Source organism: Entomomonas sp. E7T21, assembly GCF_058693955.1.
This window is the reverse complement of record NZ_CP191672.1, coordinates 341,235-361,672: the sequence shown is the minus strand read 5'-3', so window position 1 is coordinate 361,672 and position 20,438 is coordinate 341,235. Positions and strand designations below refer to the sequence as shown.

Below are 20,438 nucleotides of genomic sequence, written 5' to 3'. Positions count from 1 at the left end.
ACATAAAAAAACGGTAACTGCCTAAGCAAGTTACCGTTTTCACTATGCAAAAATTAAATTATATATTTTGACGAATACCTGCCACTAACCAAGGCTTATTCTCACCTTCTTCACGTTCCATCCGCCAGCTTTCATTGAAAGCTTCACCTTGATCAAAACGAGATGTTTTAGCAACGCCCGTAAAAGTTAAAGTAGCTACTGTTTTTTCAGCATCATTATCTACCCCATCAAGTACTACTTCAAGATTATCAATATAAGTAGACTGGAAACCATCACCAGCTTCTGCACGCTCTTGTTTTAAGAAAGTTAATAATTCAGGTGTCACATATTCTGCAATTTTATCCATTTCATTAGCATCCCAATGCTCTTGTAATGCCATAAAATGCTCTTTAGCAGCCGCCACAAACGAATCAGCATTAAACCAAGTAGGTGCATTGATTACAGGTTCAACAACTGCTGTAGCTGGTCTTTGTGTACCGAATATTGGTGATTGATTATTATCCTGCCCTTGGAAAGTATTAACAGAATTATTAACAGCTTGTTGTTGTGGTTGCATACGACTTCTGATAAAACGAATAATAAAGAAGGCTAGTAAACCAATAACGATAATATCGAAGAAGTTGATACCGCTAAAACCACCCATAAATAATGAAGCTAACAAACCACCAGCCACAAAACCAGCTAAAGGTCCCATCCAACTTCTTCCAGGTGCTGCCTTCTGATTAGGATTAGCAGCAGGTTTATTAGGTGTTGCTTGACGAGTTTGTTGATGAGAAGGAGCTTTACCAAATGAGCGGCCACCACCAAAGCGTCTTGCTTCAGCATCAAAACTCATTAAAACCATGGATAAACTAAGACAAATGATTGCAAAAAAACTAAAAATACGCTGCATTGTGACAAAATCCCCTGCAATAACTGATAAACTTTTTATACTATATGGTGACATATTATTAATATTTCATTACCAATAGTGATTAATTTTGTTTCTTTTCTTTGCAAAAGTCTATCACAGTAGCTAAAGACTATATAGTCTTTAAATAGGAGAAAATATGGAACCAAGGATTAGCATTATTACATTAGGTGTCCAAAGTTTAACTGAGTCTTATAATTTTTATCATCATGGCTTAGGATTTGAAACCAGCGGCACCCCAAAAGATGGTATTTTATTTTTTAAAACAACGGGTTGCTGTTTAGCTTTATATCCCTATCAACAACTAGCTGAAGATGCTTTATTAGAAGCATCAACCAAACCTAGTTTTTCAGGAATCACCTTAGCTCACAACACTCATTCTGAAGAGCAAGTGGAACAAATACTAAAACAAGCTGAGCTGGCTGGTGCTAAAATTATAAAACCAGCCCAAACCACTTCTTGGGGTGGTTACCATGGCTACTTTACAGATTTAGATGGTTATTTATGGGAAATTGCTTATGGCGCAATGTGGCAATTTAATCCTGATGGTAGTTTATTAATTAAATAACACTGTACGCTATTTACTTTTAGTTTTTTTATTAGCCTCATTACCTTGTGGCTTAAATGCTTTGCCACAAGGAGGACAAATAATATCCTCATTCTTTTTATAAGTTTCTTCAGTCACTTGAAAAATCTTGCCACAGGCAGGACATTTAATATCTATTTCTTTGTTCATAACTCACTCCTTAAAGTTAAACCATTAACAGAGAATTAGCGTAGCATTAACAACAAATTAATAATGTTATATGAAAGTCGAGAAAGGACTATAACTTTGGTCATATCCCCCTAGAAATACTTTATTTCTTAACTCACATTTTAAAATAGAAAATAACTAGCCAAGCTAAGGTGAGACAGGTATATTTTATAATTTGAATCTTTAGTAATTAGCGAGTAAGCATTTTTGTATAAAGTAATACTGTTGTTATTAAGTATCATAATAACAAATCAAGTTTTAGCAGCCACCTATGAAAGCCATGGTTATGCACAATTTGGTCAACTTAAATACCCTGCTAATTTTAAAAATTTTGCTTGGGTTAATCCTAAAGCACCTAAAGGCGGTACACTTAAAATAATGGCTACAGGTACTTTTGATACTTTAAACCCCTATTCAATAAAAGGTACTAGCCCAATTGCAACACCTAACTTTTTCCAATATGGTATTACTGAGCTTAATGAAACCTTAATGGTAGGTAGTGGTACTTATGATCCATCAGGAGATGAACCCGCCTCTAACTATGATTTAATTGCTAAAACGATTGAATATCCTGATGATCGTAGTTGGGTTATTTTTAATTTACGGCCTGAAGCTAAATTCCATGATGGCACCCCCATTACAGCCGAAGATGTTGCTTTTTCCTATCACACCCTATTAGAAAAAGGACATCCCCAATATCGAGCAATGCTACAAGATGTAGATAAAGTTCGTATTATGAGCCCCCACCGTATTAGTTTTGATTTAAAAACCGTCGGTAATTCACTCGTTATTTTACGCTTAGGCGAAATGCCTGTTATTTCAAAAAAATATTGGGCTGATAAAGATTTTACAGCAACCACTTTTACTCCTCCATTAAACAGTGGCCCTTATAAAATAGTGAGTGTTGAACCTGGTAGGCGTTTAGTTTTTGAGCGTGTAAAAAATTGGTGGGGAGAAAAATTAGCCGTCAATAAAGGAAAATATAATTTTAATCGTGTAGAGGTTGAATTTTACCGTGATTCAACCGTAGCTTTTGAAGCCTTTAAAGCGGGCGAGTTTGACATTTATATTGAAAACAAAGCTAAAAATTGGCTAACTGCTTACGATTTTCCAGCAGTTACGCGAGGCAACATTATCAAGAAAGAGATCAAAAACGAACTTCCTGCTCAATCTCAAGGTTTATTTTTTAATACTCGCCGCCCAATATTTCAGGATATCAAAGTAAGACAAGCACTAACTTTACTGTTTAATTTTGAGTGGTCAAATCGTACTTTATTTAATAATAGCTACTTACGTAGTGAAAGTTATTATCCTAATAGTGAATTTGCAGCTACAAGTATTCCTACAGGTAATGAGTTACTTCTGCTAGGTGCATGGCGTGATAAGTTACCTGAACAATTATTTACTACACCTTTTCAACTACCTAAGAACCAATTTGGCGGTTTGAGTAGAAATACACTTCGACAAGCTTTTGAATTACTAAAAGAAGCAGGTTGGCATGCTACTAGGGATGGTATGCGAAATAATAAAATGGAATTATTATCTTTTGAAATTTTATTAGTAAATCCTAGCTTAGAACGTATTTTGCTACCCTACCGCAACAATCTAGAGTTACTTGGCATCAATGCAACCATAAGAACAGTAGATCGTGCTCAATATAAACAACGGCTAGATAACTTTGATTATGATATGATTTTAATGACATTACCACAAAGTTTAAATCCTAACTTTGAACAATGGTTATACTTTCACTCCAGCCAAGCATGGGGTAAAAGTAGTAAAAACTATGCGGGTATTAATAATCCTGTAGTTGATGGTCTATTAGTGCAACTACTTGCCTCTCAAACAAGGGAAGCGCAAGTGGCTGCAACTAAAGCATTGGATAGAGTATTATTATGGAATTACTATATGATTCCTAATTGGTATATAGATAGTACTCGTATAGCTTATCGCAATAAACTTGGTGTGGTTAAATCTCCCCCCTATACAATGGGATTACGTGGTTGGTGGTTAAAAAAGTGAGTAGCACATGGTAATAATGACTAATAAAACCCTACCTTTATTATTTATTTTAATATTGAGCCTCATTTGCACTTTAACTCAAGCAAAACCTCAGCATGCCATGACCATGTATGATGAAGCTCCTAAATATCCTGCCGACTTTAAACATTTTGCCTATGCTAATCCTGATGCTCCTAAAGGCGGCACTCTAAGACTTGCTAGCTATGGTGGTTTTGACTCATTTAATAGCTTTATACCAAAAGGTAATCCAGCTACTTACACAGACTTACTTTACGATACGTTAACTATTCAATCTTATGACGAACCTAACACTATTTATGGTCTAGTTGCGGAAAAAATAGACAAAGCGCCAGACTCAAGTTGGGTACGTTTTTATTTACGAAAAGAAGCTAAATTTAATGATGGTCATCCTATAACAGCCGAAGATGTGGTCTTTACTTTTGATATTTTAAAAAAGGATGGTCGCCCTTTCTTTCGCCAATACTATGCTGATGTGAGTAAAGTAATAGTAGAAAATAAACATCAAGTGCTATTTCGGTTTAAGGTTAAAAATAATCGTGAATTACCAATGATTATAGGGCAACTTCCCATACTACCCAAGCACTGGTGGCAAGATAAAGATTTTACTGTAACAAACCTTATTCCACCATTAGGCAGTGGTCCTTATAAAATAGGAAAAGTAAAAGCTAATGCCAGTATTGAGTATGAACGGGTAGATGATTGGTGGGCGAAAGATTTACCTGTTGTTAAAGGTTTTTATAACTTTGATAAAATAATTATAGATTACTACCGTGATATGTCAGTTGCTCTAGAAGCATTCAAGGCTGCTCAGTTTGATTTTAGCTTAGAGTACTCTGCCAAAAGTTGGGCAACCGGATATGAAGGTACTGCCCTAAAAGAAGGAAAGCTGATCAAAAAAGAGCTAACCAATCATAACCCTGCCAATATTCAAGTACTTGCTTTTAATCTTCGTCGCCCCATTTTTCAAGATAAAAAAGTGAGACAAGCTATTAGTCTATTGTTTGATTTTGAATGGTCAAATCGTCAACTTTTCTATAATAGTTATAAACGAGTAAGTAGCTATTTTGAAAACTCCGAAATGGCAGCTCATGAGTTACCTACAGAAAAAGAGCTAGCCATTTTAGAACCTTTCAAAGGGCAAGTACCTGATGAAGTGTTTACTACTGTATTTACTGCTCCCCAGTCAGATGGCTCAGGCATTATTCGAGAACAACAACGTAAGGCTTACCAATTATTACAAGAAGCTGGCTATGAAATTAAAAATGGCAAAATGGTTGATAAAGAAGGTAAACAATTAAAATTCGAATTCTTAATGCACCAAGCAAATCTTGAACGTGTTCTTTTACCCTTTAAGAATAACCTTGCTGAAATAGGCATCGATATGGAAATCCGCCGTGTGGATACTTCACAATTTATCAATCGCCTTCGCTCCCATGATTTTGATATGCTTTCTTATATTTGGGGGCAAAGTAACTCACCCGGTAATGAGCAGCGTAACTATTGGTCATCTTCTAGTGCTGATGTAGTGGGCAGCCAAAATATTCTTGGCTTAAAAGATACTGTTGTAGATAAATTAGTTGAACAGCTAATTCAAGCTGACTCTAGAGAAAGTTTAATTCTCCACGCAAGGGCTTTAGATCGTGTTTTACAATGGGGCTATTACGTAGTATGGAATTACTACACTGATAAATGGCGTATTGCTTATTGGAATAAATTTGGTCAACCTGATATAGCGCCTGACTATGATTATGGTCTGTTTACTTGGTGGGCTTTAGATACTGAGCCCAAAGAAGATAACACCATGCTACAAAATCCCACAACACAACCTGCTTCTAAAACAGAGCAGCCAACTATAGAACAGGTAGGCAAATAATAAATGTCTGATTATATTTTACGGCGTTTACTGCTCATTATTCCTACCTTATTCGGTATTTTGCTACTTAACTTTGTTATCATTCAAGCAGCCCCAGGAGGCCCTGTTGAACAAACTATTGCGCGTTTAGAAGGCTTAGATGCTGCAACAGGTGGTGCCACTGGTCGTATCACGGGTGGTGGTGGTGAAGTTTCAGTTGGTACAGGTTACCGAGGGGCACAAGGACTAGATCCTGATCTAATCAAAGAAATCGAAAAAATGTATGGTTTTGATAAACCAGCAGGTGAACGTTTTTGGATAATGGTAAAAAACTACGCCACCTTTGATTTAGGTAAAAGCTTTTATAGAGATACCAATGTTACTGACCTAATACTAGAAAAGATGCCTGTCTCTATTTCCCTAGGGTTATGGAGTACATTACTAATGTACTTGATCTCCATTCCTTTAGGTATCACCAAAGCCATACGCCACAACAGCAAATTTGATATTTGGACAAGTACCGTCGTTATTATTGGTTATGCCATTCCTGCTTTCTTATTTGCTATCTTATTAATTATTTTATTTGCTGGTGGTAGCTATTTTGACTGGTTCCCATTGAGAGGATTGGTATCCAATAACTTTGAATCATTGAGTTTCTGGGGAAAAATTACCGATTACTTTTGGCATTTAGCATTGCCCATTACCGCCTTAGTAATAGGCAATTTTGCTACCCTTACCTTTTTAACTAAAAATAGTTTCTTAGATGAAATCAGCAAACAATATGTAGTTACTGCACGTGCCAAAGGTTTGACTGAACGACAAGTTTTATATGGACATGTCTTTAGAAATGCCATGTTAATTGTTATCGCTGGTTTTCCTGCTGCTTTTATGGCTATGTTTTTTACAGGCTCACTGCTAATTGAAGTTATTTTCTCTTTAGATGGTTTAGGGCTGCTTAGTTTTGAATCAGCTATTAGCCGTGATTACCCTGTAGTATTTGGTACTTTATTTATTTTTACCCTACTAGGGTTAGTCATGAAGTTAATTGGTGATCTTTGTTATTGCCTTGTTGATCCACGTATCGATTTTGCTAATAGGGAACATTGATATGGGATTAATGACTCGTCTATCGCCCCTAAATAAGCGACGCTTTGCTCAGTTCAAAGCTAACAAACGTGGCTGGTTTGCGTTATGGATATTTATTGCACTATTTGTACTCAGCCTTGGTTCAGAAATTATTGCCAACGATAAACCTCTAGTTTTTCGTTTTGATGGTAATTGGTATTTTCCTGCTTTTGTACGTTATAACGAAGAAGTTTTTGGTGGTGAAATGCCATTACCACTCGAAACTAATTATAAGGGACCTTATATTCAAGAGTTAATTAAAGAGAAAGGTGGCTGGATGATTTGGGCACCTATTCGCTTTAATTATCAAAGTATCGACTATGATATGAAAGTACCTGCTCCCGCCCCACCCTTTTGGAGTTATAAAACAGAATATTTTAAACGTTGTTCAAAAGCGCCTTTCCCTGCATTAAATAGTGCTACCAAGCCACCTGATATAGAACAATTGGCCGAAAAAGCTTCATTACCTGTTGAAACATACAAATTATATTGCATTGATATGCAAGGTAAACCGCCACCAATCCAATCTTGGCATTGGCTTGGAACAGATGACCAAGGTCGTGATGTATTAGCTCGAATTATTTATGGCTTCCGTATTTCTATACTATTTGCACTAACACTTACTATTATTAGTTCAATTATTGGTGTAGTTGCAGGAGCTATTCAAGGTTTCTATGGTGGCTGGATTGATTTAGTAGGTCAGCGTTTTATGGAAATTTGGTCAGGCCTGCCCATGCTTTATATGCTGATCATCCTAGCTAGTTTTGTACAACCTAATTTTTGGTGGTTATTAGGCATTATGTTGTTATTCTCGTGGATGGCATTGGTTGACGTGGTACGTGCCGAATTCTTACGCGGTCGCAACCTTGAATATGTGAGGGCTGCACGCGCCTTAGGTATGCGCAATAGCACCATTATGTTTAAACATATTCTGCCTAATGCCATGATCTCTACCATGACATTTTTACCCTTTATTTTAACAGGCGCTATCGGTACCCTTACTTCTTTAGATTTCTTAGGTTTTGGTTTACCCGCTGGGGCACCATCACTAGGTGAATTAGTAAGGCAAGGTAAAGAAAATTTACAGGCACCTTGGCTTGGTATAAGTGCCTTCTCTGTATTAGCTATTATGTTGTCATTACTAGTATTTATTGGTGAGGCAGCCCGTGATGCATTTGACCCAAGGAGATAATCATCATGGCTGATAATCTAATTGAAATTCGTAATCTATCAGTAGAGTTTACCTCTAACAATACTGCGCGTCGTGTTGTTGAAGATATTAGCTTTGATATTAAAAAAGGGCAAACAATCGCCTTGGTAGGCGAAAGTGGCTCTGGTAAATCCGTCACTGCCCACTCCATTTTAAGACTTTTGCCCTACCCAGCAGCAAGTAATCCAACTGGTACCATCACTTATGATGGTGCAGACTTATTAAAATTACCCCTTAGAAAAATGAGAGCTATTCGTGGCGATAGAATAGCTATGGTTTTCCAAGAGCCAATGACTTCACTAAATCCACTACACAAAATTAGCAAACAAATAGGTGAAGTATTAGCACTCCATATGGGTATGAGGGGAAAAACAGCAGAAGCACGAATTATTGAATTACTCACCTTAGTGGGTATTGAAAAACCTGAAACCAAACTTAATGCTTTCCCACATCAGCTTTCTGGAGGGCAGCGGCAACGGGTTATGATCGCAATGGCACTTGCCTGTGAACCTGAGTTGTTAATTGCTGACGAACCAACTACCGCACTTGATGTTACTGTTCAATTAAAAATTCTTGATCTACTAAAAGATTTACAAGCACGAATGGGCATGGCATTACTTATTATTAGCCATGACCTAAATATAGTAAGACGCATTGCTCACCATGTCTGTGTAATGAAAGAAGGTAAAATAGTAGAACAAAGCAACTGTGAACAACTATTTAAACACCCACAGCACCCTTATACACGCGAGCTGATCGCAGCAGAACCAACTGGTTACCCTTCATCTAAAAAGCTAGGTGCTGAGTTATTAAGGGTCGATGATTTAAAAGTCTGGTTCCCTTTACCTAAAAGATTACTAAGCCGCCAACAAGAATATTTTCGAGCTGTAGATGGTATAGATATTACCCTACGCCAAGGTGAAACATTAGGCATAGTGGGTGAAAGTGGTTCAGGTAAATCAACATTAGGTTTAGCTGTATTAAAACTATTGAAGAGTCAGGGTAAAATTAATTTCCAAGGGCTTGAAATCGACCAATACAGCCAAAAGCAAATGCGCCCGATTCGTCGCCAAATGCAAGTGGTATTTCAAGATCCCTTTGGCAGCCTTAGTCCACGTATGTCCGTTGGACAAATTATTGGCGAAGGTTTAAAAATTCACAACATAGGTTCGCGAGAAGAACAAGAAACTGCTATTATTAGAGCATTAAATGAAGTGGGTTTGGATGAAGATTGTATTAATCGTTATCCTCATGAGTTCTCTGGAGGACAAAGGCAACGTATCGCCATTGCTAGAGCCTTAGCACTTAAACCATCACTTATTTTATTAGATGAACCCACTTCGGCATTAGATCGTACAGTACAAAAGCAGGTTGTAGAACTTCTTAAATCACTTCAAGAGAAGTATAATCTTGCTTATTTATTTATTAGCCATGACTTAGCTGTAGTCAAGGCGCTCAGTCATCAACTGATGGTGATTAAATCAGGGCATGTTGTGGAGAAGGGGCCAGCCGAGCAGCTCTTTTCTTCTCCACAGCATCCCTATACTAAGCAATTATTGGAAGCTGCATTTTTGGCTCCAATTAATGACAATGAAACAGTTCCAAAAGAGGAATAAACTATGGGTTTTTTAACAGGTAAGCGTGCGTTAATTGTTGGTGTTGCAAGTAAATTATCAATCGCTTCTGGTATTGCCGCTGCTATGCATCGTGAAGGTGCAGAGCTAGCCTTCACTTATCAAAATGATAAATTGAAAGGTCGTGTAGAAGAATTTGCTGAAGGCTGGGGTTCTAACAAAGATTTATGTTTTCCATGTGATGTAGCGAGTGATGAACAAATTGAACAAGTATTTGTTGATCTAGGTAAAAAATGGGATGGTATTGATATTATTGTACACGCAGTAGGTTTTGCACCAGGCGATCAGTTAGACGGCGATTTCACCACTGTAACTAACCGTGAGGGCTTCAAAATTGCTCATGATATTAGCTCATACAGCTTTATCGCACTAGCGAAAGCAGGCCGTAAAATGTTAGAAGGCCGTAATGGTTCATTATTAACCCTTTCTTATTTAGGTGCTGAGCGCACCATGCCTAACTACAACGTAATGGGTATGGCAAAAGCTAGTCTTGAAGCAGGTGTGCGTTACCTAGCAGGTAGCCTTGGCCCAGAAGGAACTCGTGTTAATGCTATTTCTGCAGGTCCTATCCGTACTTTAGCTGCTTCAGGCATTAAAAGCTTCCGTAAAATGTTAGCTGCTAACGAACGTCAAACACCCCTTCGTCGCAATGTAACGATTGATGAAGTGGGTAATGCAGCAGCTTTCTTATGTTCAGATTTAGCCTCTGGTATCTCTGGCGAAATCCTTTATGTAGATGGCGGTTTCAACACTACTGCCATGGGTACATTAGAAGACTAATTCTATTCACCATCCAGCTTCTGCTGGATGGTATTACCTTATCTTATTTAACTTTAGCTAGGGAAACACCTAAAGATGCCGTCATACCAGCAGCCTTTTCTTGTTAGCTCCCTATTAATTGCTCTTGTTAGCCTAAATGCAAATGCCCTTCCTTTTAGTATAGGTCCTGTAGAAGGACAGTTTGAAACAGAACTCTCTATTAAAAATAGCTGGTCAACCGCCAAACCAGACCATAACTTTATTGGTCGTAATAATGGTGGCAGAGGTTTAGCTACGACCAATGATAACAACCGATTAAATTTTAAAAAAGGCGATAGCTTTTCCCGTTTATTTAAGGGCAAACACAGTATGCATCTTAAATATGATAATTATGGTTTACTTATTAGTGGTCAATACTGGTATGACTTTGTAGAAAAAAACCAACGACAACCTTTTGCCAATATTAGTGATCATGGTCGTTATATTAGTTCACGATCTTCAGGTGCAGAATTACAACAAGCTTTTGTTTATCATCACTACCAATTAGCTGATAAACAAGGTAGCGTTCGTTTAGGTCGACAACTACTTAATTGGGGAGAGGAACGCTTTATTACAGGTGGTATCAATGTTATTAATCCTATTGATAGCCGAGAGGGTTGGCGTGCTGATATGAATACCCGTGCTGAACGCACACCTGTAAGTTTACTGTCTTTTTCCCAACAACTAACCCAAAACCTTTCTACTGAATTCTTTTACCAACTGGATTGGCGTCCTGCTGCTTCTGAAAATTGTAATTCTTTTTTTGCCACTAATGATTATACAACCCATGGCTGTACCGATAACCTACGTGTACTTCGCTCTACTAATCAATTATCTAGCGCAGATTTAACCAGCCTTACAGGTGTTAATGTAAATCAGGAAGGCATTTTATTACGACATGACAAAGATAAGCGCGCAAAAACTTCTGGACAATTTGGTATCGCTATAAATTATTATGCTGAGCCACTTGCTACTGATTTAGGCTTTTATTTTATTAACTATCATAGCCGCACAGGCTTTATTAATGGTCGCTCAGCTAACCAAGCAGCTATTAATCAAGCTACTGGCTTAGGTCAACTTGCTCCAGAATGGTTAGCTGGACACTCAAGTTACTTTATTGATTATCCTGAAAATATTCATCTGTATGGGATTAGCTTTGCAAAAGATATTAGTGCCGACTTAATTTGGCGTGGTGAGTTAAGTTATCGTCCCAATATGCCCATACAGATCAGCCCTGTTGAGCTATTTAAAAATACCATTGGTGAAACAAATACCTTAACAGCTAATCAAAAAATAAAAGGCTATGACCGTAAACGAGTTAGCCAATTACAAACTAGTTTAACCAAAACAGCTAATGAGGTAATGGGTGCCAAAGAATTTAATTTAACTTCTGCGCTAGGTATGACTTATATTGCGGGTTTAGGTAAGCAAACCCTATATGGCCGAGAAGCTGTATTTGGTAGTAGTTATAATTGTTCCATTGACACGCGTTATTGTGAAAAAGATGGATTCACTACTCGTTTTGCTTGGGGTTATCGAATACAAGGTGAATGGCAATACCAAGATATTTTATTACCCCGCTTAACGCTAAAACCTAGCATCAGCTGGTTACACGATGTACAAGGCTACTCGCCAAGCAATGAAGCCACCTTTGTAGAGGGTCGTAAAGCTATTAGTGTAGGCGTAACAGCTGAATATCTAAAAACCTATTATATCGGCTTAAACTATACTAACTTCTTTGGTGGCCGTTACAATACATGGTCAGATCGAGATTTCGCTAGTTTAGAAATGGGTTTAAAATTCTAAATCAAACTTTTCCACTAAAGTATCCTCTAACCCTCTATTACTCTTTTAAAAAATCACTAAAATATGGCTTTTTATCTACCATAGAGAATCAATCATGCCCGTTTGGTTAATTACAGCAATCATGCTGACTGTATCCAATTTATTTATGACTTTTGCTTGGTATGGTCATTTACGTAGTATGCAAAGTAAACCTTGGATTATTGCAGCTTTAGTAAGCTGGGTAATCGCTCTAGGGGAATACTTAATTCAAGTACCCGCTAATCGAATTGGTTATACCCAACTTTCTTTAGGGCAATTAAAAATTATGCAAGAGGTGATAACACTAGCAGTATTTGTTCCTTTTAGCATTTATGTGATGAACCAACCATTAAAACTCGATTACCTATGGGCAGGCCTCTGTATGATGGGCGCTGTATTTTTTATTTTTCGTAGTTGATCTTATATAACAATAATGGCAATTATATGAAACTGTTATTGATTAAGTTTACTGATATAATTAATCAATTAATATTCAAGGTAACATAATGCAATTAGGACTAGATTTTAATTTAGTGGAAGATTTAATCGCAGGTGTTGATGAGGTGGGAAGAGGTCCTTTATGTGGCCCTGTCGTTACAGCTGCTGTTATTCTTGATCCTACAAAGCCCATTACTGGCTTAAACGACTCTAAAAAGCTTTCAGAAAAAAAACGTGAATCTTTATTTGAAGAAATTAAAGAAAAAGCATTAGCGTGGTCTATTGCTCGAGCAGAAGTGGCAGAAGTGGATGAACTGAATATTTTACACGCAACTATGTTAGCTATGAAACGTGCAGTAGAAAGTTTAGAAATTACTCCCAAATTGGCCTTAATTGATGGTAATAGATGTCCTCAATTAAATATACCTTGTTCCGCAGTTATTAAAGGTGATGCAACCGTACCTGCTATTGCGGCTGCTTCCATTCTAGCCAAAGTAAGCCGTGATAGGGAAATGGTAGAACTTGATAAACAATATCCAGGCTATGGTATAGCTGGCCATAAAGGTTATCCAACAGCCACTCATTTAGCTGCTCTAAAACAACTAGGCCCTACTATTATTCATCGCCATTCATTTGCACCTGTACGAATGGCTGCTGAATTATTTAAAGAAAGAACTTCCTTATGACAGATCCACGTTTTGCAGGCATTGCACGCTTATATGGTGAACAAGGTTTAGCTCGCCTACAAAAGGCGCATATCGCTGTTGTGGGTATCGGTGGCGTAGGCTCTTGGGCAGCAGAAGCTCTAGCTAGAACTGGGGTGGCAGAACTAACTTTAATCGACTTGGACGATATTTGTATCTCCAATACTAATCGTCAACTGCATACTCTACAAACTAATATCGGCAAAGCCAAAGTAGAAATAATGGCGGAGCGTATTCAACAAATTAATCCAACTTGCAAAGTACACTCTGTTATCGATTTTGTTACTCGCGATACTATGGCAGAGATAATCCATAATGATTTAGATGGTGTTATTGATTGTATTGATAGTGTAACTTCCAAAGCAGCCTTAATTGCTTGGTGTAAACGTCGCAAAATCCAAATTATTACAACAGGTGGTGCAGGTGGACAAATAGATCCAACTCAAATCCAAATCACTGATTTAAATAAAACTTACAATGATCCTTTAGCTGCAAAAGTTCGCTCTTTATTACGCCGTGATTATGGTTTCTCTAAAACTGCGGGACGTCATTACAGTGTACCTTGTGTGTTTTCTACAGAACAATTACGTTACCCACAGGCAGATGGTAGCGTATGCCAAGCTAAAGGCTTTACTGGTGATGGAACTCGCTTAGATTGTTCAGGTGGTTTTGGTGCAGTGACTATGGTTACCGCTAGTTTTGGCATGGCGGCGGCAGCTAAGATGGTAGAAAAAATAGTTAATGGTTCTCGTCGCCCTAGCGAGCGACAAACACTTAAGAATTAATTAAGCTAAGCGTTGCTTCAGCAGCTTTCTCAGAAGCATTTTGCCGCAAGGCTAAATGAATAGCTTTAAAACTATCTGTTTGCTCTTTAGTTTTACCTTCTAATAATAGCTGCAATTCAGCAAACAACTGATCAGGTTCGGCTTTATCTTGAATCATCTCTGGCACTAATAATCGTCCTGCCAAAATATTAGGCAAAGAAACATAAGGAGTTTTTACCAAACGTTTAGCAATCCAGTACGTTAGAGAGGCCAATTTATAAGCTACCACCATTGGTCGCTCATAAAGTAATGCTTCTAATGTCGCTGTCCCTGAAGCAATTAATACCACATCACATGCAGCTAAAGCCTCATGAGAATGGCCATCTAATAAGGTAACAGGTAACTTATGAGATACTAATAATTCCTCTATCTGCTCTTTACGTTGCTGATTTGCGCAAGGTATAACAAATTTTGTATTTGGATAATGTTCTAAAATAATATCAGCTGTTTTAAGAAATACAGGTGCTAACCGACTAACCTCTCCTCCTCGACTGCCTGGCATTAATGCAACTACCCTATTATCTTGAAGAATACCTAATTTTGCCTTAGCTGCAACTCTATCAACTTCTAAAGGGATTATATTTGCTAATGGATGGCCTACAAAACAAACTGGCACATCATATTTTTCATAAAACTTAGCTTCAAAAGGAAATAATGTTAGTACTAAATCACATGCCTTTTTTATTTTAAAAACACGTTTTTGCTTCCAGGCCCATACAGAAGGGCTAACATAGTGAATAGTTTTAATACCAACTTCACGTAATTTTAATTCAATACCTAAATTAAAATCAGGCGCATCGATACCAATAAACACATCAGGCTTAGCCGCAATAATATCTTTAATTAATTTAGCACGACGTTTTATAAGTTCGGGTAAACGGCCTAAAACTTCTACCAACCCCATAATAGAAAGGCGTTCCATAGGAAACATGGAAACCAAACCCTCAGCTTCCATTTTAGGGCCACCAACACCAATAAATTGTATATTAGGATGTTGTTGTTTTAGAGAGGCCATTAGGCCAGCCCCTAAAATATCACCCGAAGCCTCTCCTGCCACTAGTGCAATGCAAAGAGGCTTAGTATTAGCGTGTAATTCCACGTTTGGAGTTGATGATTGAGTCACGGAATAAAGCGACCTCAGAATATTGACTAGCTAAGTCAGCTAATTCATTAATAGCTTGTTCTGTTGTTAATCCTTTACGGTAAACAATTTTGTAAGCTGTTCGCAAAGCATGAATAATATTATCAGCAAAACCTTTACGATGTAAGCCCTCAAAATTCATGCTACGTGCTTCAGCTGGATTACCCAATACCAAAACAAAAGCAGGCACATCCTTACTAATAAAAGAAGCCGCACCTAAGAAACTATAAGCACCTATATGGCAATTTTGATGCACTAAAGCATAACCACCCAATATTGCCCAATCACCTACATGACAATGACCTGCAACACCAGAATTATTAACCATAATTACATGATTACCAATTACTGAGTCATGTCCAATATGCACATAAGCCATAATTAAATTATGGTTACCAATAGTCGTTTCACTACGGTCTTGAATAGTACCACGGTGAATAGTGACACCTTCACGAATAATATTATGGTCACCAATTACTAAACGTGTAGGTTCACCTTTATATTTCATATCTGGAGTATCTTCACCTACTGATGAAAACTGATAAATATGATTATGACACCCTATCTTGGTAGGGCCTTTAATAATAACATGAGATTCTACTATTGTTCCTTCACCGATCTCTACATCAGGACCAATAATAGACCATGGGCCAACTTTAACGTTATCCGCTAATTTAGCCTTAGGATCTACAATAGCTCGTGAATCAATCAAACTCATAATTTGCGTTCCGCACAAATCACTTCAGAGGCTGCCACTTCTTTACCATCAACTAAAGCTTGGCATTCAAACTTCCAAATAGTACGTTTAGCACCTAAGAACTTAGCTCTTAATTCTAATTTATCACCTGGTAATACTGGCTGACGAATTCTTAACTTATCAGTACCCACAAAATAATATAGTGTGCCATCAGTAGGCTTCGCATTCATCATTTTAAAGCTTAAAATACCTGCTGCCTGAGCCATTGCTTCTAATACCAATACGCCTGGCATAATAGGATGGTTAGGAAAATGTCCCTCAAAAAACGGCTCATTAATAGTAACATTTTTATAAGCACGGATGGTTTTTACTTCACCCTCGATATCTAATTCTTCGACGCGGTCTACCAATAAAAATGGGTAACGTTGCGGTAAATGTTCAAAAATTTCTTTAATATCCATCTTCATCAATGCGGACCTATCTAATATAATTTAACCGAGCAGTATAGTATAAAAGCTATTTATGATGAACTTTTATTATTTGTACCTAATTCTGCTAATTTCTTTTCTAATTGATGTATTTTATGTGCCATTTCATCTAAGTTTCTAAAACGTGCAACACTTTTACGCCATTCTTTTGAAGTTTGTATAGAAGTACCTGATGAATAAGTACCAGGTTCAGAAATTGACTTTGTAACCATTGACATCCCTGTAAACATAACATTGTCACAAATCTCTAAGTGGCCTGCTATACCTGTATTACCACCAATAATACATCGTTTACCAATCTTAGTACTTCCTGAAATACCACTACTACCAGCCATAGCTGTGTGGTCTCCAATCTGTACATTATGGCCAATCATTATCATATTATCCAATTTTACATCATTGCCTAGAATAGTATCAGATAATGCGCCACGGTCTACTGCTGTATTAGCACCAATTTCAACATCATCGCCTAATGTAACACCACCAATTTGTGCTATTCTAAACCAATTTCCTTGCTCAATAGCAAAACCAAAACCTTCACCACCAAGCACAGCACCAGATTGAATGACTACTCTTTTACCAATTTTTACATCATGATATAAAGTAGCACGAGGTGCGATCCAACCATCTTCACCAATCAAACAACGCTCACCAATAAAGCTATGAGCACCTATCACCGTTCTAGCCCCAACAACTACATCAGCCTCAATAACGGCATAAGCACCAATACTAGCTGTTGGATCAATTTTTGCTGATTCTGCAATAATAGCTGTTGGATGAATACCAGGCTGACTTACAGGTTTTGTATCAAATAAATAAGAAACCTTAGCATAGGTTAGATAAGGATCATCTAATAAAATGGCATTACCAGTAAAAGCTTCTGCAAGATCTACTTTAAGTAAAACAGCACCAGCCTTCGTTTCAGTTAAAAATTTCTTATATTGCGCATTCGCTAAAAAACTTAAATCATTTTCTGTTGCTGTTTGCAAACTAGCCAAACCGCTAATCACATAGTTTGGATCACCTTTAACAGTTCCATTAAATTTTTCAGCTAATTCGGCAAGTGTATATTTAGGCATATTAATTCGTATTATTTCATTTTGTTTAAACGATCAATTACTTGTTTAGTAATATCATACTGAGGCTTTACATCTACTACTGCACCACTTTCTAATACTAAGTCAAAACCACCAGCTTTTAGTGCATCTTCAACTGCTTTATCTAATTTTGGCTTGATAATCTTAAGCATATCTTGATCTGCTTTCATTTTACTATCATTGAGCTCTTTAGACTGCATTTGAAAATCACGGGCTTTTTGATTGAGTTCAAGCTCCAAACGTTCACGTTCAGCCTGCTTCATTTTTGAGCCATTTTTAATTAAGTTGTCTTGTAATTTTTTAGCTTGCTCTTCTAATGATTTCAATTTAGTAATGCGTGGACCAAATCTTTTTTCAGAATCTACAGCATATTTTTTAGCAACATCAGACTCCAATAATGCCATCTGATAATTTAACACGGCTATTTTCATTTCAGCATAAGCTGGAGCACTAAATGCTAGAAAGGCAACTAACGCTAGCTTAGTAAGTTTATACATAAATTACGCTCCTAAAAACCTGTAATATTTTGCTTATAACCAATAAATTAAAAAGTTTGTCCCAATGAGAATTGGAAGATTTGAGTATCTGCATTATCTGGTTTCTTAATTGGCATAGCCAGACTAAAACTTAATGGACCAAAGGCTGTTACCCAAGTTACACCAACCCCTACTGAACTAGCTAAATCGCCAAAATTTGGATTCTTACAATTCTTAGTTGTTGATAATGGGCAATTGTTACTAAACACATTACCTGCATCCCAGAATAGGGCTGTTCTTATGGTTCTTTGATCATTTACAAAAGGTGTTGGCACTATTAACTCTACACCACCTGTAATAAGAATATTACCACCAAATGGGTCGTCATCATCATTCCAATCATCATAGCCTGAATTATAATATCTATAACTTGGTGTACTACGAGGACCTAGTGAACCATCTTTAAAACCACGTACAGAGTTATAACCACCTGCATAATAGTTTTCATAGAATGGCAACATATCAGTTGAACCATAACCATCTCCATAACCTAAATCAGTATGGAAACGTAAGATATAATTATCTGTAATTGGTTTAAAATATTGTGCACTATAATCTATTTTATAGAACGTTAAATCACTACCTGGAATAGCTATTTGTACAGAAGCCGTTTGAGAAGCTCCTCGAGTAGGTAGTAAACCTCTATTTAAAGTAGATTTGCCCCAACCTAAATTAAGTTTATAGTTAAGATAGTTAGAACCATAATCATCTATAAAACGATAAACCTCTTCAGCACTTGCATTACCTGATTTAACTTTATCATTTTGAATAGTTAAACCATAACTTACACTAGATGTTTCACTGATAGGATAACCAAAACTAAAACCAGCACCAAAACTATCCACAGAATAACTAGTATAGTCAACATCTAACTTATCATAATCTGTAGTTCTATAAAACACGTTGTAACCCAAACTAACACCATCTACCGTCCAGTAAGGATTTAAGTAGCTAAAGTTAATATTTGTTTGATAATCACTACGTGTCATACCAATACCAACTTTATTACCTGTTCCTAAGAAGTTATCTTGCTTAATGGAACCACCCAATACCAAACCTGAACTTTGCGCAAAACCAACAGAAGCAGAAATAGAACCTGATGGTTGTTCCTCAACTGTATAATTGACATCAACCTGATCATCTGTACCTGCTACAGGCGCTGTTTCTACTTTTACTTCTTTAAAATAACCTAATCGTTCTAAACGTGTTTTAGATTGATCAATCAAATAGGTAGAAGCCCAACCACCTTCCATTTGGCGCATTTCACGACGCAACACCACATCCTCTGTTTTAGTATTTCCACGGTAGTTAATACGATTAACATAAACGCGTTTACCTGGGTCTACAATAAAGGTAATAGACACTGTATGGTCTTCAGGATGTGTTTCTGGTATACCACGTACATCAGCAAATGCATAACCATCGTTACCCAAACGACGACTTACTAACTCTGAAGAGGTAACCATTAACTTACGAGAAAAGACTTGCCCATTTTGGACTAATAATAAAGAACGTAATGTGTCTTCAGGAAGTTTTAAATCACCCTCCATTTTCACATCACGAATTCGATATTTATCGCCTTCTTCAATATTAACCGTAATATAAACACTTTTCTTATCAGGTGTAATAGAAACTTGGGTAGAAGCAATATCCATATTTACATAACCACGATCCATATAGTAAGAGCGTAGTCTTTCCAAGTCGCCCGATAATTTTTCACGAGAGTATTTATCAGCACTGCTAAAAAAACGGTACCATTTCTTAGTTTTTAATTCAAATAGATTAATTAATGTTTCATCAGGAAAAACGGTATTACCTACCACATTAATATGTGAAATAGAGGCAACAACCCCTTCATTAATATTTATTTTTAAGCGAACACGATTTCTAGGTTCAGAAATAACTTCTGTTTCAATATTAGCGGAATAGCGGCCTTGTGCTACGTATTGACGAAGCAACTCATTACGTACTCTTTCTAGAGTAACTCGTTGGAAGATTTCCCCTTCAGCCAAACCTGCTTGGCGTAGACCTTTTAATAAGTCTTCTGTTTTAATAGCTTTATTACCAGAAATATCAATACTAGCAACAGAAGGTCTTTCAACTACTGTAACTAATAATACATTACCACTACGACTTAACCTAATATCTTGAAAGTAACCTGCCCTAAATAAAGCTTTAGATGCATCAGCAAGACTTGCTTCATCTACTTGGTCACCAATTCTAATGGGTAATGCTGCAAACACACTACCTGCAGAAACACGCTGTAAACCATTAATACGAATATCAGAAATAGTAAAGGACTCAGCATGAACCTCCATTGAGATAAAAGCTGCCAACACCAGCGGTAATAACAAATATTTCAT

At 37.1% G+C, this 20,438-nt stretch carries 19 protein-coding genes; 11 read left to right on the top strand and 8 right to left on the bottom strand.

Translation table 11 applies throughout. The features are described from left to right. Positions 1-58 precede the first annotated feature (58 nt). Positions 59-892, bottom strand: coding sequence for a Tim44 domain-containing protein (locus ACQVD9_RS01730; RefSeq protein WP_264747186.1), 834 nt, complete (start codon positions 890-892; stop codon positions 59-61). A gap of 157 nt (positions 893-1,049) precedes the next feature. Between ACQVD9_RS01730 and ACQVD9_RS01725 the strand changes: the two genes are divergently transcribed. After that, entirely contained in the window at positions 1,050-1,478 is a 429-nt protein-coding gene (locus tag ACQVD9_RS01725; RefSeq protein ID WP_264747185.1) for a VOC family protein, read from the top strand. A gap of 9 nt (positions 1,479-1,487) precedes the next feature. Here the strand turns inward: ACQVD9_RS01725 and ACQVD9_RS01720 are convergent, their stop codons facing one another. Beyond that, the gene (locus tag ACQVD9_RS01720) at positions 1,488-1,646 is read right to left on the bottom strand and encodes a hypothetical protein (RefSeq protein WP_264747184.1); all 159 of its coding nucleotides are present in this window, start codon (positions 1,644-1,646) and stop codon (positions 1,488-1,490) included. 225 nt (positions 1,647-1,871) lie between these two features. On the opposite strand from ACQVD9_RS01720, the gene ACQVD9_RS01715 reads away from it, so the two are divergent. The 10 genes from ACQVD9_RS01715 to tcdA all read left to right on the top strand — a co-directional run bounded on the left by ACQVD9_RS01715 (position 1,872) and on the right by tcdA (position 14,077). Continuing rightward, positions 1,872-3,686 (top strand): extracellular solute-binding protein, encoded by a 1,815-nt coding sequence (locus tag ACQVD9_RS01715; protein ID WP_264747183.1) that lies wholly within the window; start codon positions 1,872-1,874, stop codon positions 3,684-3,686. A 16-nt stretch (positions 3,687-3,702) separates the two neighbouring features. Then, the gene (locus ACQVD9_RS01710) at positions 3,703-5,580 is read left to right on the top strand and encodes an extracellular solute-binding protein (RefSeq protein WP_264747182.1); all 1,878 of its coding nucleotides are present in this window, start codon (positions 3,703-3,705) and stop codon (positions 5,578-5,580) included. Between the two features lie 3 nt (positions 5,581-5,583). Further along, a complete protein-coding gene (locus ACQVD9_RS01705; RefSeq protein WP_264747181.1) occupies positions 5,584-6,666 on the top strand; it encodes a microcin C ABC transporter permease YejB in 1,083 nt (360 codons plus the stop codon). Between the two features lie 10 nt (positions 6,667-6,676). Further along, complete coding sequence (locus tag ACQVD9_RS01700; RefSeq protein WP_264747830.1) at positions 6,677-7,876, top strand: ABC transporter permease; 1,200 nt, start codon at positions 6,677-6,679, stop codon at positions 7,874-7,876. Between the two features lie 5 nt (positions 7,877-7,881). Further along, positions 7,882-9,510, top strand: a complete 1,629-nt coding sequence (locus ACQVD9_RS01695; RefSeq protein WP_264747180.1) for an ABC transporter ATP-binding protein — start codon at positions 7,882-7,884, stop codon at positions 9,508-9,510. Between the two features lie 3 nt (positions 9,511-9,513). Beyond that, entirely contained in the window at positions 9,514-10,308 is a 795-nt protein-coding gene (gene fabI, locus ACQVD9_RS01690; RefSeq protein WP_264747179.1) for an enoyl-ACP reductase FabI, read from the top strand. Positions 10,309-10,383: 75 nt separating this feature from the next. Then, on the top strand, positions 10,384-12,132 hold the full coding sequence (locus ACQVD9_RS01685; protein WP_264747178.1) for a DUF1302 domain-containing protein: 1,749 nt from the start codon (positions 10,384-10,386) through the stop codon (positions 12,130-12,132). Positions 12,133-12,226: 94 nt separating this feature from the next. Beyond that, a complete protein-coding gene (locus tag ACQVD9_RS01680; RefSeq protein WP_264747177.1) occupies positions 12,227-12,568 on the top strand; it encodes a DMT family protein in 342 nt (113 codons plus the stop codon). A gap of 88 nt (positions 12,569-12,656) precedes the next feature. Further along, entirely contained in the window at positions 12,657-13,274 is a 618-nt protein-coding gene (rnhB, locus tag ACQVD9_RS01675; RefSeq protein ID WP_264747176.1) for a ribonuclease HII, read from the top strand. Further along, positions 13,271-14,077, top strand: coding sequence for a tRNA cyclic N6-threonylcarbamoyladenosine(37) synthase TcdA (tcdA, locus tag ACQVD9_RS01670; protein WP_264747175.1), 807 nt, complete (start codon positions 13,271-13,273; stop codon positions 14,075-14,077). Before rnhB ends, tcdA begins: the two co-directional genes overlap by 4 nt. On the opposite strand, the gene lpxB is transcribed toward tcdA, so the two are convergent. From lpxB to bamA, 6 genes are read right to left on the bottom strand one after another with little or no spacing between them, the layout of a single operon-like run. Continuing rightward, complete coding sequence (gene lpxB, locus ACQVD9_RS01665; protein ID WP_264747174.1) at positions 14,067-15,239, bottom strand: lipid-A-disaccharide synthase; 1,173 nt, start codon at positions 15,237-15,239, stop codon at positions 14,067-14,069. The genes tcdA and lpxB overlap by 11 nt on opposite strands. After that, the gene (gene lpxA, locus ACQVD9_RS01660) at positions 15,199-15,975 is read right to left on the bottom strand and encodes an acyl-ACP--UDP-N-acetylglucosamine O-acyltransferase (RefSeq protein ID WP_264747173.1); all 777 of its coding nucleotides are present in this window, start codon (positions 15,973-15,975) and stop codon (positions 15,199-15,201) included. Before lpxA ends, lpxB begins: the two co-directional genes overlap by 41 nt. Beyond that, a complete protein-coding gene (gene fabZ, locus ACQVD9_RS01655) occupies positions 15,972-16,415 on the bottom strand; it encodes a 3-hydroxyacyl-ACP dehydratase FabZ (protein WP_264747829.1) in 444 nt (147 codons plus the stop codon). The genes lpxA and fabZ overlap by 4 nt, the downstream gene beginning before the upstream one ends. Before the next feature lie 59 nt (positions 16,416-16,474). Next, complete coding sequence (gene lpxD, locus ACQVD9_RS01650; RefSeq protein ID WP_264747172.1) at positions 16,475-17,521, bottom strand: UDP-3-O-(3-hydroxymyristoyl)glucosamine N-acyltransferase; 1,047 nt, start codon at positions 17,519-17,521, stop codon at positions 16,475-16,477. Between the two features lie 11 nt (positions 17,522-17,532). Continuing rightward, the gene (locus ACQVD9_RS01645) at positions 17,533-18,036 is read right to left on the bottom strand and encodes an OmpH/Skp family outer membrane protein (RefSeq protein WP_264747171.1); all 504 of its coding nucleotides are present in this window, start codon (positions 18,034-18,036) and stop codon (positions 17,533-17,535) included. 47 nt (positions 18,037-18,083) lie between these two features. Then, positions 18,084-20,438, bottom strand: a complete 2,355-nt coding sequence (bamA, locus tag ACQVD9_RS01640) for an outer membrane protein assembly factor BamA (protein ID WP_264747170.1) — start codon at positions 20,436-20,438, stop codon at positions 18,084-18,086.